This is a genomic window from Streptomyces sp. 11-1-2, from assembly GCF_003595545.1.
Lineage (GTDB): Bacteria > Actinomycetota > Actinomycetes > Streptomycetales > Streptomycetaceae > Streptomyces > Streptomyces hygroscopicus_B.
Map to the genome: position 1 here is coordinate 1,525,834 of NZ_CP022545.1, position 18,885 is coordinate 1,544,718.

Consider the following 18,885-nt stretch of genomic DNA (forward strand, 5'->3'; position numbering starts at 1 on the left):
AACGGTTCTTTGGGGGATCTCAAATGCTGACTTTGATTCCGGGCGGGAAGAGCGGAAGGGACTGGGGCGGATCTGTTGCATCAGGTTTCCCGGCCGACGGGAATAGGGTGTTGCCCCTGCCGGTTGGCCCGTCGCGAACCCGGCGCGATGCGCACCTGGTGCATCAGGCCGGCGCTGTGGCATCCGTCACAGTTACCCACCCGGGAGCCGCCGGAGCCCCGCGCGGCCACCGGAAGCACGAGAGACGAAGAAGCGGACGACAGGACCATGACCGCATCCGAACCACCCGAGCCACCCGCCTATCTGAGCCTGGCCCGGGACCTGCGCCGCCGGATCGAGGACGGCCGGCTCCCGGCGGGCGCCCAGCTGCCCTCCCGTGCCCAGCTGGCCCGGAGCTACGGCGTCGGCCCGAATGTGGCGAACTCCGCGGTGCGGGTGCTGATGGCCGAGGGGCTGGTGCACGGCCGGGCCGGCAGCGGGGTGTACGTGCGCGAGCCCAGGGCGCTGCGCCGGATGCTGCGCTCATGGCACGACGGACGGCTCAGCGGCACGCCGTATGTGCTGGATCTGCCGGGGCACGGCGGCGACGGCCGGCGCATGGGGAGTTCGACCACGGTGGCCGCGCCGCCGGGGATCGCCGAGCGGCTGGGACTGGCGCCCGGAGCGCAGGTGGTGCGCAGTGCGTATGTGTTCCGGAGCGGCGGCGGGAGCGCTGCGGGGACCGCGGGTGAGCCCACCATGATCTCGACGAGCTGGGAGCCGCTGGAGCTGACGGGCGGCACGCCGGTCGCGCTCCCGGAGGCGGGCCCGCTGGCGGGGCGCGGAGTGGTGGCGCGGATGGCGCACATCGGGCTGCCGGTGGACCGGGCGGTGGAGGCGGTAGTGGCGCGCACGGCGTCGGCGGAGGAGGCATCGCTGCTGGAGATCACGACGGGTTCGGTGGTCGAGGCGCTGGAGCGCACGTACTACAGCGGCGATCGGGCCGTGGAGACGGCGGACATCGTCGTCCCGGCCGGGCGGTATCAGCTGGTGTACGAGTTCCCGGTCGACTCCTGACCGGCGGCTCCCGGCCGGGATCCGCACACCGCGCAGCGTGTGCCGACCCCTCTCACCGTGGGCATACTTGAAGGCGCGACCATTGGTTCACTCTCCGCCAAGGGCGCCACAGTGGATCCGTCACCCCGCTCATACGCCGATGGCGGAAGACCCGGGGCAAGGGTTGAGATGACACCATGACGCGACCGGACACCCCGCGGGACGAGCGGTCCGTCCGGTCGGGCGATCTCCCCGGCAAGGGGGCCACCGCCAAGGCCACGGTCGACGGGTACGGCATCGTCACCCGGTGGAACGAGGCGGCCCGGGGGCTGCTCGGTTACCGCCCCGCCGAGATCGTGGGCAGGCCCGCGGCCGATCTGCTCCACGACGCCTCGCCCACCCGCGCCGAGGTGCTGGCCGCGCTGCGCTCCCCCTCCCCGCCCACCCGGCTGAACGGGCGGGCCACCCTGCTGCGCCGCGATGGCTCCGCCGTGGAGCTGGGGCTGCTGGCGCACCACCGCACCTCGGCCGCCGGGGCCCCCGAGTGGCTGGTCGTCTCCGCCCTGCCGCGCCCCGTGCACGCCGTCGAGGACGAGGAGCTGGTGCGGCGCGCCTTCCTCCAGGGGCCCTGCACGATGGCGGTCTACGACACCGGGCCGCGGCTGCGCTGGGCCAATCACGACCTGGAGCGGGTGATGGGCCTGGACCAGGAGGAGATGCGCGGACTGCGGCTGCCGGAACTCCTGCCCGGCCCCGAATCCGAGGCCGCCGAGCGGATGATGCGGCGGGTGCTGGAGACGGGCGAGCGGCGGGATCTGGATCTGACCACGCTCATACCCGGCCACCCCCGCCCCCTCGCCTGGTCCGTCGTCTTCGCCCCGCTGCTCGACGACGAGAGCCGGGTGGCGGGCGTGATGCTGTCCGCTCACGACATGACCGGCCCGCGGACCGCCCGGCAGCGGCTGACGCTGCTCAACGAGGCCAGCGTCCGGATCGGCAGCACGCTGGACATCGACCGGACCGCGCAGGAGCTGGCCGAAGTGGCCGTCCCGGCGCTCGCCGACTTCGTGACGGTCGATCTGCTGCCCACCGTGCACGACGGGGGCGAACCGCGCCCCGGCTCGCCGGGCGGCCATGTGCTGCTGCGCCGGGTCGCCGCCCAGTCGGTCTTCGCGGGCTGCCCGGAGGCCGTGCTGCGGCCGGGGCAGGTGACCGCCTACCCCGACTTCTCCCCCGCGGCCGAATGTCTGAAGGCCGAGCGGGCGATGCTGCACCGGGACACCGACCCCGCCGTCGCCCGGTGGGCCGACGAGGACCCGGACCGGGCCGCCATGATCCGCCGGTTCGGGTTCCATTCGACGATGGCCGTTCCCCTGCGGGCGCGCGGCATCACCCTCGGCGTGGCCGCCTTTTCCCGGCACCGCCGCCCCGAGCCGTTCGAGCACGACGATCTGCTGCTCGCCGAGGAGATGACGGCCAGGGCCGCCGTCTGCGTCGACAACGCCCGGCGGTACACCCATGAACGGCACACCGCGCTGGCCCTGCAGCGCAGTCTGCTGCCGCGTACCCTGCCCCCGAGCGCAGCGGTGGACTTGGCGTCCAGCTATCGGCCGGCCGACTCCCGGTCCGGGGTGGGCGGCGACTGGTTCGACGTCATCCGGCTGGCGGGCGCGCGGGTGGCCCTGGTCGTCGGCGATGTGGTGGGCCATGGCGTCCGGGCGTCGGCGGCCATGGGGCGGCTGCGGACGGCGGTGCGCACCCTCGCCGACGTCGATCTGCCCCCCGACGAGCTGCTCACCCATCTGGACGATCTTGTCAACCATCTCACCGCCGAGACGGAGAGCGGCGCCGGCGATCCGGACGCGGCGGAGGCGGCCTACGCACAGCTCGGCGCCACCTGTCTGTACGCGGTCTACGACCCGGTCTCCCGCCGCTGCTCCCTGGCCCGAGCCGGGCATCCGCCGCCCGTGCTGGTCACGCCCGACGGCACCGCCACCCTCCTCGACCTGCCCAGCGGACCGCCACTGGGGCTGGGGAGCTTGCCGTTCGAGGCGGTCGACCTCGAACTGCCGGAGGGCAGCCTGCTGGCCCTCTACACCGACGGTCTGATCGAGGCCCGCGGCCAGGACGTCGACAAGGCGATCGACACGCTGCGCCGCACGCTCGCCCGGCCCGCCGACTCGCTGGACGGCCTGTGCCGGACGGTGCTGGCCAAGCTGCTTCCGGGCCACCCCACCGATGACGTCGCCCTGCTCCTGGCCCGCACCCGGGGGCTGGGCGCGGACCACGTGGCCACCTGGGAGCTGCCGGACGACCCGGCCGTGGTGGCCCGGGCCCGCCGGGAGGCCGCCGAGCGGCTGGCCGCGTGGGGTTTCGAAGAGGCCGCGTTCACCGTGGAGTTGGTGGTCAGCGAGCTGGTCACCAACGCCATCCGGCATGCCACGCCGCCCATCAGGCTGCGCCTGATCCACGACCGGGCGCTGATCTGCGAGGTCTCCGACGGCAGCGGTACCTCACCGCATCTGCGCCGGGCCCGCGCCTTCGACGAGGGCGGCCGCGGACTGCTGCTGGTGGCCCAGCTGACCGAGAGCTGGGGCACCCGGCAGACGGCCACGGGCAAGACCATCTGGGCCGAGCTGGCCGTGCCCACTCTGTAGGGGCGTCGGGTACGGAGGTCGTGTACGGGGGTCCCATAGGGGCCCATGCCCTGAGGCTTCACGACAGCGGCCGCCACTGAACTGTTTCCCGGCAGCAGCTCCCGCCGCACGGCTTCACTACAATCGCGGAGCAACGAAGCCCCGCTCAGCAGAGGCTGAAGGCTGCCATCCATGCGTTCCCAGCACCCACGCGACGCCGGTCCCCTGGCCGCGCTGAGCCCCGCCGAATCGGCCCGCCTCATGGCGGTGATCCGCGAGGCGGCGCTGAGCCGGGGACGGCTTCCGCTGCCCGCCCGCCCCGTGATCGGCGCCTCCTGGGACCGGATGCTGCGCCTGGGGCTCGACCCGGATCGCGGCCGCGCCCCGCGGCCGCTGGGCCTGGACGAACTGGAGCTGCGGAGGCGGCAGACCCGGCTCGCCGAGGTGCTGCCCGCCCTGCACAACGGGCTGCTGGAGGCGGCGGAGGCGGCCGGCCACATCATGATCATCGCCGATGCGGAGGGCCGGATCCTGTGGCTCGACGGCCATCGGGGCGTCCGCCGGCAGGCCGACGGCATCGCGCTCGTGGAGGGTTCACACTGGGCCGAGGACGTCGCCGGGACCAGCGGAATCGGCACCGCGCTGGCTGTGAAGTCCCCCGTGCGGGTGCATTCCGCGGAGCATTTCGTGAGCGCCTTCCACACCTGGAGCTGCGCCGCCGCCCCCGTCCAAGACCCGCGGGACGGACGGCTGCTGGGTGTCATCGACGTCAGCGGCCCCGCCGGGACCGCCCATCCGACGGTGCTCTCCCTGGTCACCGCGACCGCCCGGTGGGCCGAAGGCGAACTGCGCCTCGCCCACAGCCAGGATCTGGAGGGCCTGCGCGCCGTCGCCGCCCCGCTCCTGGCGCGGATTCGCGGCAAGGCCGTCGTGGTCGATCACCACGGCTGGATCGCCGGGGTGACCGGGGTGACCCCACGCGAGCGCCGGCTGTTGCTGCCGAAGGCGCCGTACGAGGGGCCGGTCTGGCTGCCGGCGCTCGGCGCGTGCGCGGTGGAGCCGCTGCCCGGCGGCCATCTGCTGCGGGTGCTGGACGGCGAGCCCGCCGAGGGGGGCGGTCCGGCCGGCTGGGGCGATCTGCTGCTGGACGTACGCCATCCGCACCGCTGGACCCTGACCTTCTCGGGCCCGTCGGGCGCCTGGACGCATGAACTCAGCGCCCGCCAGGCCGAGGTGCTGCTGCTGCTCGCCGCGCACCCCGAGGGGCGTACGGCCGCGCAGCTGGCCGAGGACCTGTTCGGGGACCCGACCCGGACGGTGACCGTGCGGGCCGCGCTGTCCCGGCTGCGCGGGCGCATCGGGGCGGTGCTGGCGCACCGCCCCTACCGGATCGCCGACAGCGTCCGCATCGAGGTGGCGAGCCCGGACCACCCCGCCGAACTGCTCCCCTTCAGCTCGGCCCCGGCCATCGCCCAGTTGCGCAGCAACCCCCTGATATAGCGGTTTCATCCGCCTCCACGTGGTTCAGCGACTGCCGGCGATCTCTTCAGGGCGCAGCACCTGGGCCAGCCGGTCGGGCGGCAGCAGGCCCTTCTCCAGGACGAGTTCGGCCACGCCGCGCCCCGTGGCGAGCGCCTCCTTGGCGATGCTGGTGGCCGCGCTGTAGCCGATGTACGGGTTGAGCGCGGTGACCAGGCCGATGGAGTTCTCCACGGAGGTGCGCAGCCGCTCGGTGTTGGCGGTGATGCCCGCGACGCACCGTTCGGCCAGCACCAGGCAGGCGGCGCGCAGATGGGTGACGCTCTCGGAGAGGGAGTGCAGGATGATCGGCTCGAAGGCGTTGAGCTGGAGCTGTCCGGCCTCGGCGGCCATCGTGATGGCGACGTCGTTGCCGATCACTTCGAAGGCGACCTGGTTGACCACCTCGGGGATCACCGGGTTGACCTTGCCGGGCATGATGCTGGAACCGGCCTGCACCGGGGGCAGGTTGATCTCGTTGAGCCCGGCCCGCGGGCCGGAGGAGAGCAGCCGCAGGTCGTTGCAGCTCTTGGAGAGCTTGACGGCGATGCGCTTGAGGACGCCCGACAGATGGACGAAGGCGCCGCAGTCCTGCGTGGCCTCGACCAGGTTGGCGGCGGTGACCAGCGGCAGTCCGGTGATGGCCTCGAGGTGGCGGCGGGCGGCCTCGGCGTAGCCCTTGGGGGCGTTGAGGCCGGTGCCGATGGCGGTCGCCCCGAGGTTGATCTCATGCACCAAAGTGGCGGCTTCCAGCAGCCGGCTCTGGTCCTCCTCCAGCATTACGGCGTACGCCGAGAACTCCTGGCCCAGCGTCATGGGCACCGCGTCCTGCAGTTGGGTGCGCCCCATCTTGAGGACGTCGCGGAACTCCTCGGCCTTGGCGGCGAACGCCTGGCGCAGCGTCTCCATGGCTGTATGGAGTTCACGGACGGCGATGATCGTGGAGACGTTGACGGCGGTCGGGTAGACGTCGTTGGTGGACTGGCTGAGGTTGACGTCCTCGTTGGGGTGGAGGTGGGCGTAGTCGCCCTTCTCCTGGCCGAGGAGTTCCAGCGCCCGGTTGGCGATCACCTCGTTGGCGTTCATGTTGGTCGAGGTCCCGGCGCCGCCCTGGATCACATCGACGGTGAACTGGTCGTGCAGGGCGCCCCGGCGTATCTCCTGGCAGGCGGCGGCGATGGCGTCGGCCTTGGCGGAGGTGAGCAGCCCGAGGTCCTCATTGGCGCGGGCGGCGGCCTCCTTGACCGCGGCCAGGGCGCTGATCAGGTGCGGATAGGCGGAGATGGAGGTGCCGGTGATGGGGAAGTTCTCGCCGGCGCGCAGGGTGTGGATGCCCCAGTAGGCGTCGGCGGGGACGTCGCGGTCGCCGAGCAGATCGTGTTCGCGGCGATAGCCGGTGGCAGTCATGGCGTGCGGTCTTCCTTGGTTCCTCGGGGAGGGTGGGAGGGTCAGGCGGCGGGCGGGGCGAGGGCGTCGGTGGGGTGCACACCGCCGACGGTGACTCCACCGCCGTACACGGGCGTGGTGGCGAATTCGGTGAGGACACCGGGGTCGATCCCGCAGTGGGCGAGGGCCGCGGCGGTCACCGGCATCCGGGCGCGGTCCGCGCCGTCGGCGATCTTCACCCCGACGGCGCGGCCGTCGGGCAGCGCCGCGATCTGTACGCCCTCGAAGCCGTCCTTGGCGATCAGGCCCGGTACGGCGCGCATCAGCCGGGCCACGTCGCGGTCGGGGCCGGACGCCATGTCCGGGTGGGCGCGCAGGGCGGCCGCGACCCGGCCCTCGGGGGTGTCCATGGCGCCCGAGGCGATCCGGGCGGCGGCCGTCGCGAGCCCGCGCAGGGAGACGGGGAACAGCGGCGCGCCGCAGCCGTCGACCGAGACCTGGGCGACGCGCTGTCCGGTGAGGTCCTCCACGGTCTCGGCGATCAGCCGCTGCAGCGGATGGGCCGGGTCCAGGTAGTCCTCGAGTGGCCAGCCACGAAGCTGGGCCGTGAGCAGCATCGCGGCGTGCTTGCCGGAGCAGTTCTGGGCGAGCCGGGTGGGCTCGCCGCCGTCCCGCAGCCAGGCGTCGCGCTCGGCGGCGCCGTACGGCAGGTCGGGGACGTTGCGCAGATCGGCCTCGGTGAGCCCGGCCTGGTCGAGGATGCGGCGCGCTCCGTCCAGATGGCGCCGCAGGCCGGAGTGGCTGGCGGCGGTGAGCGACAGCAGCTCCCCGTCCAGCGGCAGCCCGGCCCGCAGCAGGGCGACGGCCTGGACGGGCTTGAGCGCGGAGCGCGGGTAGAAGGCCACGTCGATGTCGCCGGCCTGGAACTCGACCCGGCCGTCGGCGGCCAGGACGACGACCGAGCCGTGGTGGACGCCCTCGATGACCCCGCCGCGTACGACATGGGCGAGCGGCACATGGCGGGGTTCACGGAGGGCGGGGGGCTCGGCCGGGGTGCGGCGGGTCGCGTCGAGGGTCCGTCCGAGGGGGGTGTTCATGGTGGTGCTCTCGTGGTCGGGGGTGTTCACGGGGTGGGATTCCTCCAGGAGGTGGTGGAGGGGCAGGGCGGCCGAGGGGTGGCCACGGCCGCCCGGAGAAACGATTCCTCAGTGTGCGTTCACCGGCACAGGTTCACCGGCGGGGGCTCACCGGGGGTCCTTCGCCCGGCCGCGGGACGCGAACCAGCCGATGACCAGCGCCGCCAGGATCGCCGGCAGCGCCATCACGGTGAGCCGGCTGGGTCCGCCGTCCGCCCACATCAGGACGAGGACGGAGGCCAGGAAGCCCAAGGTGACGATCTCGGTGTACGGGGAACCGGGAAGCCGGTAGCCGGGGCGGGTGAGCTGGCCGGCCTGGGCGCGCCGCCAGAACAGCAGATGACAGAGCATGATCACGGCCCAGGTCGAGAGGATGCCGATCGCGGCGAAGTTGAGCACGATCTCGAACGCCTTGTCCGGCACCACATAGTTCAGGCCCACGCCCAGCACACAGAAGAAGGCGGTGAGGAGGATGCCTCCGTAGGGCACCTGGGTGCGGCTCATGGCGCCGGTGAACTTGGGCGCGGAGCCGGACATCGCCATCGAGCGCAGGATCCGGCCGGTGGAGTAGAGACCGGAGTTGAGGCTGGACATCGCGGCGGTGAGCACGACGAGGTTCATCACGCCGCCGGCCGCCGGGACGCCGATCTTGGACAGCACGGTGACGAAGGGGCTCTGGTCGCTCGAGTAGGAGTCGGAGGGCAGCAGCATCGAGAGCAGCACCACGGAGCCGACGTAGAACAGGCCCACGCGCCACATGATGGAGTTGATCGCCTTGGGCATGATCTTCTCGGGGTTCTCGGTCTCACCGGCGGCCACGCCGACCAGCTCCACGGAGGCGTAGGCGAAGACGACGCCCTGGATGACCAGCAGCATCGGCAGCGTACCGTGCGGGAAGACGCCGCCGTGGTCGGTGATCAGGCTGGGCCCGGTGCTGGTGCCGGCCACCTGCTCGCGGGTGACCAGCAGGAAGATGCCGATCGCCATGAAGACGACGAGCGCGCCGACCTTGATGATCGCGAACCAGAACTCCAGCTCACCGAAGATCTTCACCGAGATCAGGTTGACCGTGAGCACCACGGCGAGCGCGATCAGGGCGATCACCCACTGGGGGATCTCGGTGAACATCCCCCAGTAGTGGGTGTAGGTCGCCACGGCCGTGATGTCGGCGACCCCGGTGGTGGCCCAGTTCAGGAAGTACATCCAGCCCGCGACGAAGGCGCCCTTCTCGCCGAGGAACTCACGGGCGTAGGAGACGAACGCGCCGGAGGACGGCCGGTGCAGCACCAGCTCGCCCAGGGCACGCACCACCAGAAAGGCGAAGATGCCGCAGACCGCGTACGCCACGGCCAGTGACGGCCCGGCGTCCTTGAGCCGCCCGCCGGCGCCGAGGAAGAGGCCGGTGCCGATCGCGCCGCCGATGGCGATCATGTTGACATGCCGGGCCTTGAGGGACTTGCTGTAACCGGCGTCGCCCGCGTCCACATGCGCGGGGTGCCCGGCCTGCTGCTGTTGGCGGTCTTCTTGCCGGAGGGACTGCTCGCTCACGCCTGCTGTCCGCCTTCCGTCGGTACTGTCGTCCGGTCGTCCGCCGTGGCGGGCCGCACGATGGAGGTCAGGGTGGTCTCCACGCGTTCGAGGTGGTGGGTCATCGCTTCCACCGCGTCGTGCTCGGACCCGTCGGCGAGCGCCTCGACGATCGCCCGGTGTTCTCGGTTCGACTGCTCTCGGCGGCCGCCGAGCTCATTGAGAAATGCCGACTGCCGGGCCAGGGCATCGCGGATCTCCTCGATGACCCGACGGAAGACCGGGTTCCGGGCCGCCTGGGCGACGGCGAGATGGAACAGCGTGTCCATCGCCACCCATGCGGTGGTGTCGGTCTCCCGCTCCATCCGCTCCAGCAGATGGGACAGGTGGTCGAGGTCCTCGGCGGAGCGGCGCAGGGCTGCGTAGCCCGCCACCGGGATCTCGACGTGCCGGCGCACCTCCAGGAGGTCACTTGCGGCGTAGTCGCCGAAGGTGGGATCCTCCACCGGCCCGCTGGAGATGACGAAGGTGCCCTTGCCGGTGCGTGAGGCGGTCAGCCCCATGGTCTGCAGGGCCCGCAGGGCCTCGCGGAGCACCGGCCGGCTGACTTCCAGGCGACGGCACAGCTCCGCCTCGGAGGGGAGTTTGTCCCCCACCGCGTAGTCGCCGCGCTCGATCGCCTCGCGGAGATGGGTGAGGACCGCTTCCATCGCGCTGATGCGGCGAGGGAAGTCGACCCCTGAACCACCTGTCTGGCTGTCTGACAAGTTCACGCGGTGATCCTCGGGCGTACACCGGAGGGTTGTCAAGGGTCGGCTTTCCCCTCCCCGCCGACCGTTCTGTGTTGATATGGGGTATTCATCCCGAACGCCGAAGACCGTTGAGCCCGCGGCCGACGACCAAGGCGCGGTGTCCGGGACCGTTCCACCGAGCCGGATTCAGGAGCCGAGAGCACCATGCGCCACCGCCTCACCACCGCCACCGCGGCCCTTCTCCTGCTGTGCGGCCCGGCCGCCGCGGGCTGCGGCGGCGAGGCGGACCCGGACCGGGTCGGCGTGGTGCTGCCGCTGCTGACCTCGCCCTTCTGGGAGGCGTACAACAACGACATCCCGAAGCAGGCCGCCAAGGCGGGCGTGCGGATCCTGCCGACGGTCAACTCCAATAACGATCCGAGCAAACAGATCACCGATATCGACAATCTGCTGGCCCAGGAGGTCGAGGGCCTGGTCGTCTCCCCGATCGACTCCGCCGCCATCGGCCCTGGTCTGAACGCCGCCCAGCGTGCCCATGTGCCGGTCGTCGCCGTCGATGTGGCCCCCGACCGGGGCAAGGTCGCCATCGTGGTACGGGCCGACAACCGCGCGTACGGCGTCAAGGCGTGCCGGAGCCTCGGCAGCGCCGTGCGACGGGGCACGGTGGTGCAGATCCAGGGCGATCTGGCCTCGGTCAACGGCCGGGACCGCACGGCCGCCTTCGACCGCTGCATGGCGCGGCACTACCCGGACATCAAGGTCCTGGACGTCCCCGCGGCCTGGCAGGCGGAACGGGCGGCGGCCGGGCTGGAGGCCCTCTACAGCGCCCACCCCGGCATCAAGGGCATCTACCTCCAGGCCGGCGGCGTCTATCTGGCGCCCACCCTGCGCACCCTCCAGAGCCACCATGCCCTGGTCCCGGTGGGCCGCCGCGGCCACATCACCATCGTGTCCAACGACGGGATCCCGCAGGAGCTGGCCGCGATCCGCAAGGGCCTCATCGACGCCACCGTCTCCCAGCCGGCGAACCTCTACGCCGTCTACGCCATGCGCTACATCAAGCAGGCCATGGCCAAGAAGCCCTTCAAGGTGGGGCCGACCCGCCACGACAGCACCATCGTCCGGCTGCCCGGCGGCAATCTGGAGGATCAGCTGCCCGCCCCGCTGGTGACCCGGGCCAATGTCGACAACCGCTCCCTGTGGGGCAACCAGGCATGACCGAGGAGCCGCCCCCGCCGGCCGAGGCGCGCGGGATCAGCGCACTCGTCGTCGCACGGCTCACCACCGGGGAGGCACAGAAGTCATAGTATTAAGAGAAATATATCCGCAGATGGGACGGGTGCGATGGCCATCCCCGAGGGAATCGCGCCGACCGAGACGCATGTCCCGTTCGACATGGCGGATGCGGCCTCGGCGCTGATCGACGCCACGGGGATCATCATCGGCTGGACCCCGGCGGCGGAGAGACTGCTCGGCTATCCGGCGGCCGACGCGATGAAGCAGCCGGCCAGGATGCTGCTGGTGGCGCCCGAGGACGCGGCGCAGGCCAAGGCCATCGGCTCCTGGTGCCAGGCGCACGACGGCTGGGGCGGCCTGGGGCGGCTCCGGCACCGGGACGGCCGCCGGATCGAGGTGGGGCTGCGGGTGGGCGCCATGCGCAATCCGGGTGGCGATGTCTCCTGGCTGGTCTCCGGGATCGATGTGGGCTCCGTCCCGGCCTGGGCGCTCAGCGGCTCGCTGCTCCAGGCGTTCCTCACCCGGTCGCCGATCGGGATGGCCGTGCTCAGCCCGGATCTGCGATATGTGTGGATCAACGACACGCTGGAGCGCTACGGCGGGCTGCCGCGCGAGCAGCGGATGGGGCGCCGGATGGCGGAGTGCCTGCCGGGGCTGGACACCGAGGCGCTCGAAGCGCAGATGCGGCAGGTGCTGAAGACCGGCAAGCCGGTGATCGACTACGAATACCGGGGCTGGACGATGGCCCAGCCGCACCGCGAGCACGCGTACTCGACCTCCTTCTTCCGCCTGGACAACGCCGAGGGCCGTCCGGTGGGCGTGTGCTACATGGGCATCGACGTCACCGACCGCTGGCGGGCCCGGGAGCGGCTGGCGCTGCTCAACGAGGCCAGCGCGAACATCGGCAGCACCCTGGACGTCATGCGCACCGCCCAGGAGCTGGCCGACTTCGCGGTGCCGCGGCTCGCCGACTTCGTCACCGTCGATCTGCTGGACTCCGTACTGCGCGGCGAGGAGCCCATGGAGCCCACCGGCGACACCCTGCCCGCCTTCCGCCGCACCGGTCAGGCATCGATCCGGGAGGGCTGCCCGGAGTCCATCGCGAGGCCCGGGGACGCGGTCGCCATCTCCGCCACATCCCCCTTCGCCTGCTGCTTCTTCTCCGGGGAGGCCCTGCTCGACCCCGTGATGTACAGCTCCATCAGCGCCTGGTCCGGGGACGATCCGGCGCGGACGGCGAAGGCGCGCGAGTTCGGGATGCGGTCGCTGATGGTGGCGCCGATCGGGGCGCGCGGCGCCCTCCTGGGCGTGGCCTCGTTCGTCCGCTCCCGCCATCCGGACCCGTTCGAGGAGGACGATCTGCTGCTCGCCGAGGAGCTGGTCGCCCGGGCCGCGCTGAACATCGACAACGCCCGCCGCTACAGCCGTGAGCACGCCGCCGCGCTGGCCCTGCAGCGCAGTCTGCTGCCGCACGCCCTGAGCGGCGGCCAGGCCGTCGAGGTGGCCTCGCGCTACCTCCCCACGGACGCGCGCAACGGAGTCGGCGGCGACTGGTTCGATGTGATCCCGCTGTCCGGTGCCCGGGTGGCGCTGGTGGTCGGCGATGTGGTCGGGCACGGCATCAACGCCGCCGCCACCATGGGGCGTCTGCGCACCGCCGTACACACGCTCGCCGATATGGACCTGCCGCCCGAGGAGTTGCTGGCCCACCTCGACGACCTGGTCATCCGGCTCACCGACGAGGAGACCGGACAGGAGGGCGTGGCGGCCGCGGTGCTGGGCGCCACGTGTCTGTACGCGATCTACGACCCGGTCACCCAGCGGTGCACGATGGCGCGGGCCGGACACCCGACCCCCGCGATCGTGGACCCCTCGGGCGAGGTCTCCTTCCCCGCGCTGCCCGCCGGTCCCCCGCTGGGCCTCGGGTCGCTGCCGTTCGAGTCGGCGGAGCTGGCGCTGCCCGCCGGAAGCCTGATCGCCCTCTACACCGACGGGCTCATCGTGACCTGCAACCAGGACATCGACGTCGGTCTCGGCCGGCTGAGCAACGCCCTCGGCCAGGCCGCGCTGCCGCTGGAGGAGCTCTGCTCCATGGTGATCGACACCCTGCTGACCTCCCCGCAGACCGACGATGTGGCCCTGCTGCTGGCCCGTACGCGCGCTCTGGGCACCGGACACGTCGTCTCCTGGGACCTGCCCTGCGATCCGGCCGTCGTCGCCAGCGCCCGCTCCCTGGCGATGCGCCAGCTCGCCGAATGGGGTCTGGAGGAGGTGATGACGACCACGGAACTGATCGTCAGCGAACTGGTCACCAACGCCATCCGCCATGGCATCGGCCCCATCCGGCTGCGGCTGATCCGGCACGACGTGCTGATCTGCGAGGTCGCCGACACCAGCAGCACCTCACCGCGGCTGCGCCACGCCCGCACCACCGACGAGGGCGGCCGCGGGCTGTTCCTCGTCGCCCAGCTGACCCGCCGCTGGGGGACCCGCTACACCGAGGGCGGCAAGCTCATCTGGGCCGAACAAGACCTCCCGGAACCGGCATGAACCACGCTCCGGCGCACCCCCGCCCTATTCATGATCGGCTGACTCCCGCACACTGGCCCTGTGCCAACAGGAGGGGGGCGCCCGAGGTGCGGAGGCCGGTCGGCGGCGGGAATCTGTGGGGGCGGCGGCTCGCCTCCCCGTGGTGGCGCGGCGCGATGGCGCTGCTGGCCGGCGCGCTGCCCGCGCCGGCCTTTCCCGAGCCCTCGCTGTGGTGGTGGGCGTATGTCGCCCTGGTGCCCTGGCTGCTGCTGATGCGCGCGGCGCCCACCGCCCGCCGCGCGATGCTGGACGGCTGGCTCGGCGGCGCCGGGTTCCTGCTCGCGGTGCACCACTGGCTGATCCCGAGCCTGCATGTGTTCATCGTGATACTGGCGCTGCTGCTGGGGCTGTTGTGGGTGCCCTGGGGGTGGCTGACACACCGGCTGCTGCACGGCCGTCCGGGTCCCGGGCGGATGACGGCGGCGCTGGTGCTGCTGCCGTCCGTATGGCTGATGGCCGAGCTGGTCCGGTCCTGGCAGTACCTCGGCGGGCCCTGGGGGCTGCTGGGCGCGAGCCAGTGGCAGGTGGCGCCCGCGCTGCGGCTGGCCTCGGTGGGCGGGGTATGGCTGCTCGGCTATCTGCTGGTCGTGGTGAATGTCGCGGTGACCGTGCTGATCGCGGTGGCCCGGGCCCGTACGGTGGCGCTGGCCGGGCTCACCGCGTGCGGCGCGGCGGCGGCCGGGGTGTGGGCCTGGGTGCCACAGGCCCAGGAGCCCGGGACGGTACGGATCGCGGTGGTGCAGCCGGGGGTCATCCAGGGGCCGGGGCCGCGCTTCGAGCGCAGCGCGGCGCTGACCCGGCAGCTGGCCGACCGCCATGTCGATCTGGTGGTGTGGGGCGAGAGCAGCGTGGCCCAGGATCTGACCACCCATCCGGAGTTGGGCCGGCGGCTGGCCGGGCTGTCCCGGACGGTCGGCGCGGATCTGCTGGTCAACGTGGACGCGCGGCGCGGCGATATGCCCGGGATCTACAAGAGCTCGGTGCTGATCGGGCCGAACGGCCCGACGGGGCAGCGCTACGACAAGATGCGGCTGGTCCCCTTCGGGGAGTACATCCCGGCCCGGCCGCTGCTGGGCTGGGCCACCTCGGTGGGCAAGGCGGCCGGTGAGGACCGCCACCGGGGTACCGAGCCGGTGGTGATGAAGCTCCCGGACGCCCTGCGGATCGGGCCGCTGGTGTGCTTCGAGTCGGCGTTCCCGGATATGAGCCGGAACCTGGCGCGGGACGGGGCGCAGGTGCTCGTCGTCCAGTCCTCGACCTCGACCTTCCAGAAGAGCTGGGCGCCGGCGCAGCACGCCTCGCTGGCCGCGCTGCGCGCCGCCGAGACCTGGCGGCCGATGGTGCATGCCACGCTGACCGGGGAGAGCGCGGTATTCGGGCCGCGCGGCGAGCCGGTGGGGCCGCGGATGTCCACCAACACCAGCGCGGCCACCGTCTACACGGTGCCGCTGGGGCAGGGCACGAGCCCGTATGTGCGGATCGGGCCCTGGCCGGTGTACGGGGCGATGGCGGCGCTCGCCGTCTTCTGCGCGGCCGAGGGGGGCCGGGTGCTCAGACGGCGGACGGACCGGCCGTCGGATCAGGGGACGGACCGGCCGTCGGACCAGCGGACAGACCAGCCGACTCCAGGGCGTCCCTGACGACCCGTTCGCACAGCTCATGGGTGCGCAGCGCGTCCTCGGCGCCGATCCGCCGCCCGGAGCGCACCGCGTCCAGGAAGGCGTCGGTGATCTGCTCGATCCCGCGCTGCCGCGCCACCGGCACCCAGTCGCCCCGGCGGCGCACGCTCGGCTGGCCCTTGTGGTCGATGACCTCGGCGAGGTTGAGCACCTGCCGCTTGGTGTCCTGGCCGGAGACCTCAAGGACCTCCTCGGTGGAGCCGCTCATCCGGTTCATCACGCCGAGCGCGGTGAAACCGTCCCCGGACAGCTGCAGCAGCACATGGTGTATCAGCCCGTCGCGGATCCTGGCGCGCACATCGATGTGGTCCACCGGCCCGGGCGCGAGGAAGCGCAGCGTGTCGACGACGTGGATGAAGTCGTCCAGCACCAGGGTGCGCGGGTCCTCGGCGAGGCCGACGCGGTTCTTCTGCAGCAGGATCAGATCGCGCGGATGGTCAAGGCACTGCGCGTAGCCGGGCGCGTAACGCCGGTTGAAGCCGACCATCAGGCTCACCCCGCGCTCCTCGGCGAGCCGCACGATCCGCTCGCTGTCGGCGAGGTGGTACGCGAGCGGCTTGTCGACGTAGGTGGGCACCCCGGCCTCGATCAGCCGGGTGACGAGGTCGGCATGGGCGTCGGTCGGGGCGTGCACGAAGGCGGCGTCGAGCCCGGCCGCGAGCAGCGAGTCGAGGTCGGCGTGGCGCTGGGCGTCCGGGACGCGATAGATGTCGGCGACCCGCTGGAGGGTGGCGGGGGTGCGGGTGTGCAGATGCGGCTCCAGGCCGGGGCGGGCCATGAGCACGGGCAGATACGCCTTTTGCGCGATGTCGCCGAGCCCGACGCAGCCGACCCTCATATGTGCTCCCCGCAATCCTCGGTCATGCCTTCGGCTGTGCCCCTCGAAGGAGCTGTGCCCCCCGAAGGATACGTGCGGGCGGGCGGATGCCAGTCGGCGATGCCGTCGAAGGAGCGGAGGGCCAGACCGGGGACGAGGCGGCCGACGGCGGCGATCGCGGCATCGCGGAGGGCGACGGCCGGGGCGCTGGTGAGGGTGACCATGCGGGCGGTGCGCGCCGAGCGGCGCACCACGTCCATCGTGCGGGGCAGCCGGTCGCGGGTGTAGGCGGCCAGGGCGGCGGAGGGGTCGGCGGTGTCGGGGGCCAGATGGTGGGCGAGGACGACGGCGTCCTCGATGGCCTGGTTGCCGCCCTGCCCCATCGTGGGAGCCATCGCGTGGGCGGCGTCGCCGAGGAGGGCGGCCCGGCCCCGGTGGTAGGCGGGCAGGGGCTCGGCCATGTACCGGATGTCATGGCGCAGCACGTCCTGGGGCGCGGCGGCGGCCAGGACGTCGGGGACGGGCCGGTGCCAGTCGCCGTAGAGCCGCAGCAGTTCGGACCTCTCGTCGTCGGGGGCGTGGCCGCCGGGCGGGGCGACGGCCGCCGCGTAGGCGTAGACCCGGCCGTCCTTGAGGGGCTGGGTGCCCCAGATCCGGCCCCTCCCCCAGGTCTCATGGGGCTCGAACGGCCGCTCGGGGGCGGGGATGACGACACGCCAGGTGGTGAATCCGGCGTAGCGGGGCCCGGGGTGGTCGGGGAAGAGCGTGCGGCGGACGGCCGAGTCGATGCCGTCGGCGCCGATGACGAGATCCGCCTCGTACGCGCCGTCCTCGGTGGTGACCCGGGCCGGGCGGCCGGCGCCGCCGGGGTCGGCCAGCCGGGCGGCGGCCCCGGTGCGGACCACGCCCTCGGGGAGCCGGGAGACGAGCAGGTCGACGAGGGTGGCCCGGTGGAGGAGGACCAGCGGACCGCCGAAGCGCTCGGCCGTCGCCGCGCTGTCCATCCGGGAGAGCCGGCGCCCGCCGGGGGTGCGCAGTCCGCCGCCGCCCTGCCAGGCGGCGAGCGCGCGGACGTCGTCGCCGAGGTCGATGGCGTCCAGGGCGCGCTGGGAGTTGGGGGCAAGCGAGATACCGGCGCCGACGGGCTCGAGGCGGGCGGCCCGCTCCAGGACGGTGAGCGACCAGCCGCGGCGGTGCAGGGCCGCGGCGGCGGTGAGCCCGCCGACTCCGGCACCGATGACGACGGCACGGGGCTGCTGCATGACTCCTCCAAGGCAACTACAGGTGTAGTACTCATTACGTTACTACATTTGTAGTGCGGGCGGCGGATGGGCTTAGGTTGGCCCCATGACCGCTGATCGAACCGCCGCCTCCGCATCGGCCGCGTCCGTCTCCGCACCGGCCGCGTCCGCCGCCTCCCGTGCCGAGCTGATCGCCGACACCGCTCTGGGGCTGCTGGCCGAGCGCGGGATGCGGGGGCTGACGCACCGTGCGGTGGACGAGGCGGCCGGGCTGCCGCTCGGCTCGACCTCGAACCACGCCCGGACCCGCGCCGCCCTGCTCAAGGCGGCGGTCCGGCGGCTGGCCCAGCGGGAGGCGGAGGTGCTGACGCCGGACGAGATGCCGCGTTCGGCCGAGGCGGCGCCGGACGGGGCCGATCCGGTCGCCGAGCTGGCCGACGCGCTCTCGCTCGCCCTGCACCGCTCGCTCACCGCCCAGCGCGAGCTGCTGATCGCCCGCTACGAGCTCGCGCTGGAGGCGACCCGCCGCCCCGAGCTGCGGGAGTTCTACGACGCGACGGGGCGCGGCTTCCGGGAGCCGCTCGAGGCGATGATGACGGCGCTGGGCTCCACCGAGCCCCGGCGGCACGCGCGGTCGCTGGTCGCCTGGTGCGAGGGGCTGATGTTCAGCTGCGCCGCGGGCGCCGACCACGACGCCGTACCCGACCGCGCGACGCTGCGCACCGGCTTCACGGAGCTGCTGCGCGGGATGCTGAACGAATAACGCGTGGCGGGCCGGGCGACCGGACGGCCATCATGACCGCCATGACGACCACAGAACGCCATGAAGCGCCCCGGACCGCGGATGAACGCACCAGCCTGGAGGGGTGGCTGGACTTCCACCGCGCGACCCTCGCCCTCAAATGCGAGGGGCTGGACGACAAGCAACTGCGCGAGGCGTCGGCGCCGCCGTCCGAACTGACCCTGCTCGGCCTCGTACGGCATATGGCCGAGGTCGAGCGGAGCTGGTTCCGGCGGGTGTTCGCCCACGAGGACACGCCGCCGATCTGGTACAGCGAGGAGGACCCGGACGGGGATTTCCACCTCAGCGACGGGGACGCCGCGGAGAGTGCCTTCGCCATCTGGCGGGACGAGATCGCCAAGGCGAAGGGGGCCGCCGCGGGCCGCTCCCTGGACGATGTCGTCACCCGTCCCGGCCGTGGGGACTACAACCTGCGCTGGATCTATCTGCACATGATCGAGGAGTACGCCCGCCACAACGGCCACGCCGACCTCATACGCGAGCGGATCGACGGCGTCACCGGCGAATAGGCACGTATCGAGGGCGCCCCGG

14 protein-coding genes are annotated in these 18,885 nt (G+C 72.5%); 8 read left to right on the top strand and 6 right to left on the bottom strand.

Annotation, left to right across the window (positions count from 1 at the left end; genetic code table 11):
- Positions 1–267 precede the first annotated feature (267 nt).
- The 3 genes from CGL27_RS06250 (at position 268) to CGL27_RS06260 (ending at position 5,171) form a co-directional block, all read left to right on the top strand.
- Entirely contained in the window at positions 268–1,056 is a 789-nt protein-coding gene (locus tag CGL27_RS06250; protein ID WP_119985170.1) for a GntR family transcriptional regulator, read from the top strand.
- Positions 1,057–1,232: 176 nt separating this feature from the next.
- Positions 1,233–3,692: a SpoIIE family protein phosphatase gene (locus CGL27_RS06255; protein WP_119985172.1), complete on the top strand. Its 2,460-nt coding sequence runs from the start codon at positions 1,233–1,235 to the stop codon at positions 3,690–3,692.
- 171 nt (positions 3,693–3,863) lie between these two features.
- A complete protein-coding gene (locus CGL27_RS06260; RefSeq protein ID WP_119985173.1) occupies positions 3,864–5,171 on the top strand; it encodes a GAF domain-containing protein in 1,308 nt (435 codons plus the stop codon).
- Between the two features lie 24 nt (positions 5,172–5,195).
- Here CGL27_RS06260 and aspA read toward each other — a convergent pair whose 3' ends face one another.
- From aspA to CGL27_RS06280, 4 genes are all read right to left on the bottom strand, one after another.
- Positions 5,196–6,596 carry an aspartate ammonia-lyase gene (gene aspA, locus CGL27_RS06265; RefSeq protein WP_078638868.1) on the bottom strand — a complete coding sequence of 467 codons (1,401 nt, stop codon included), beginning with the start codon at positions 6,594–6,596 and terminating at the stop codon, positions 5,196–5,198.
- Between the two features lie 41 nt (positions 6,597–6,637).
- Positions 6,638–7,672: an asparaginase gene (locus CGL27_RS06270; protein ID WP_119994268.1), complete on the bottom strand. Its 1,035-nt coding sequence runs from the start codon at positions 7,670–7,672 to the stop codon at positions 6,638–6,640.
- 147 nt (positions 7,673–7,819) lie between these two features.
- Positions 7,820–9,259: an amino acid permease gene (locus tag CGL27_RS06275; protein WP_119985175.1), complete on the bottom strand. Its 1,440-nt coding sequence runs from the start codon at positions 9,257–9,259 to the stop codon at positions 7,820–7,822.
- Positions 9,256–10,011, bottom strand: a complete 756-nt coding sequence (locus CGL27_RS06280; RefSeq protein WP_078638870.1) for a FadR/GntR family transcriptional regulator — start codon at positions 10,009–10,011, stop codon at positions 9,256–9,258. Before CGL27_RS06280 ends, CGL27_RS06275 begins: the two co-directional genes overlap by 4 nt.
- A gap of 183 nt (positions 10,012–10,194) precedes the next feature.
- Between CGL27_RS06280 and CGL27_RS06285 the strand changes: the two genes are divergently transcribed.
- The 3 genes from CGL27_RS06285 (at position 10,195) to lnt (ending at position 15,455) form a co-directional block, all read left to right on the top strand.
- Entirely contained in the window at positions 10,195–11,208 is a 1,014-nt protein-coding gene (locus CGL27_RS06285) for a sugar ABC transporter substrate-binding protein (RefSeq protein WP_119985177.1), read from the top strand.
- A gap of 126 nt (positions 11,209–11,334) precedes the next feature.
- The gene (locus tag CGL27_RS06295; RefSeq protein ID WP_119985179.1) at positions 11,335–13,776 is read left to right on the top strand and encodes a SpoIIE family protein phosphatase; all 2,442 of its coding nucleotides are present in this window, start codon (positions 11,335–11,337) and stop codon (positions 13,774–13,776) included.
- A gap of 155 nt (positions 13,777–13,931) precedes the next feature.
- Positions 13,932–15,455, top strand: a complete 1,524-nt coding sequence (gene lnt / locus CGL27_RS06300; RefSeq protein WP_078647097.1) for an apolipoprotein N-acyltransferase — start codon at positions 13,932–13,934, stop codon at positions 15,453–15,455.
- Here lnt and CGL27_RS49850 read toward each other — a convergent pair.
- Complete coding sequence (locus CGL27_RS49850; RefSeq protein WP_162952893.1) at positions 15,367–16,332, bottom strand: Gfo/Idh/MocA family oxidoreductase; 966 nt, start codon at positions 16,330–16,332, stop codon at positions 15,367–15,369. The genes lnt and CGL27_RS49850 overlap by 89 nt on opposite strands.
- A complete protein-coding gene (locus tag CGL27_RS06310) occupies positions 16,329–17,573 on the bottom strand; it encodes an FAD-dependent monooxygenase (protein WP_119985181.1) in 1,245 nt (414 codons plus the stop codon). Before CGL27_RS06310 ends, CGL27_RS49850 begins: the two co-directional genes overlap by 4 nt.
- Positions 17,574–17,658: 85 nt before the next feature.
- Between CGL27_RS06310 and CGL27_RS06315 the strand changes: the two genes are divergently transcribed.
- Positions 17,659–18,315 carry a TetR/AcrR family transcriptional regulator gene (locus CGL27_RS06315; RefSeq protein ID WP_119985183.1) on the top strand — a complete coding sequence of 219 codons (657 nt, stop codon included), beginning with the start codon at positions 17,659–17,661 and terminating at the stop codon, positions 18,313–18,315.
- Positions 18,316–18,356: 41 nt separating this feature from the next.
- Positions 18,357–18,863 carry a DinB family protein gene (locus tag CGL27_RS06320; RefSeq protein ID WP_162952894.1) on the top strand — a complete coding sequence of 169 codons (507 nt, stop codon included), beginning with the start codon at positions 18,357–18,359 and terminating at the stop codon, positions 18,861–18,863.
- The last annotated feature ends 22 nt before the right edge of the window (positions 18,864–18,885 follow it).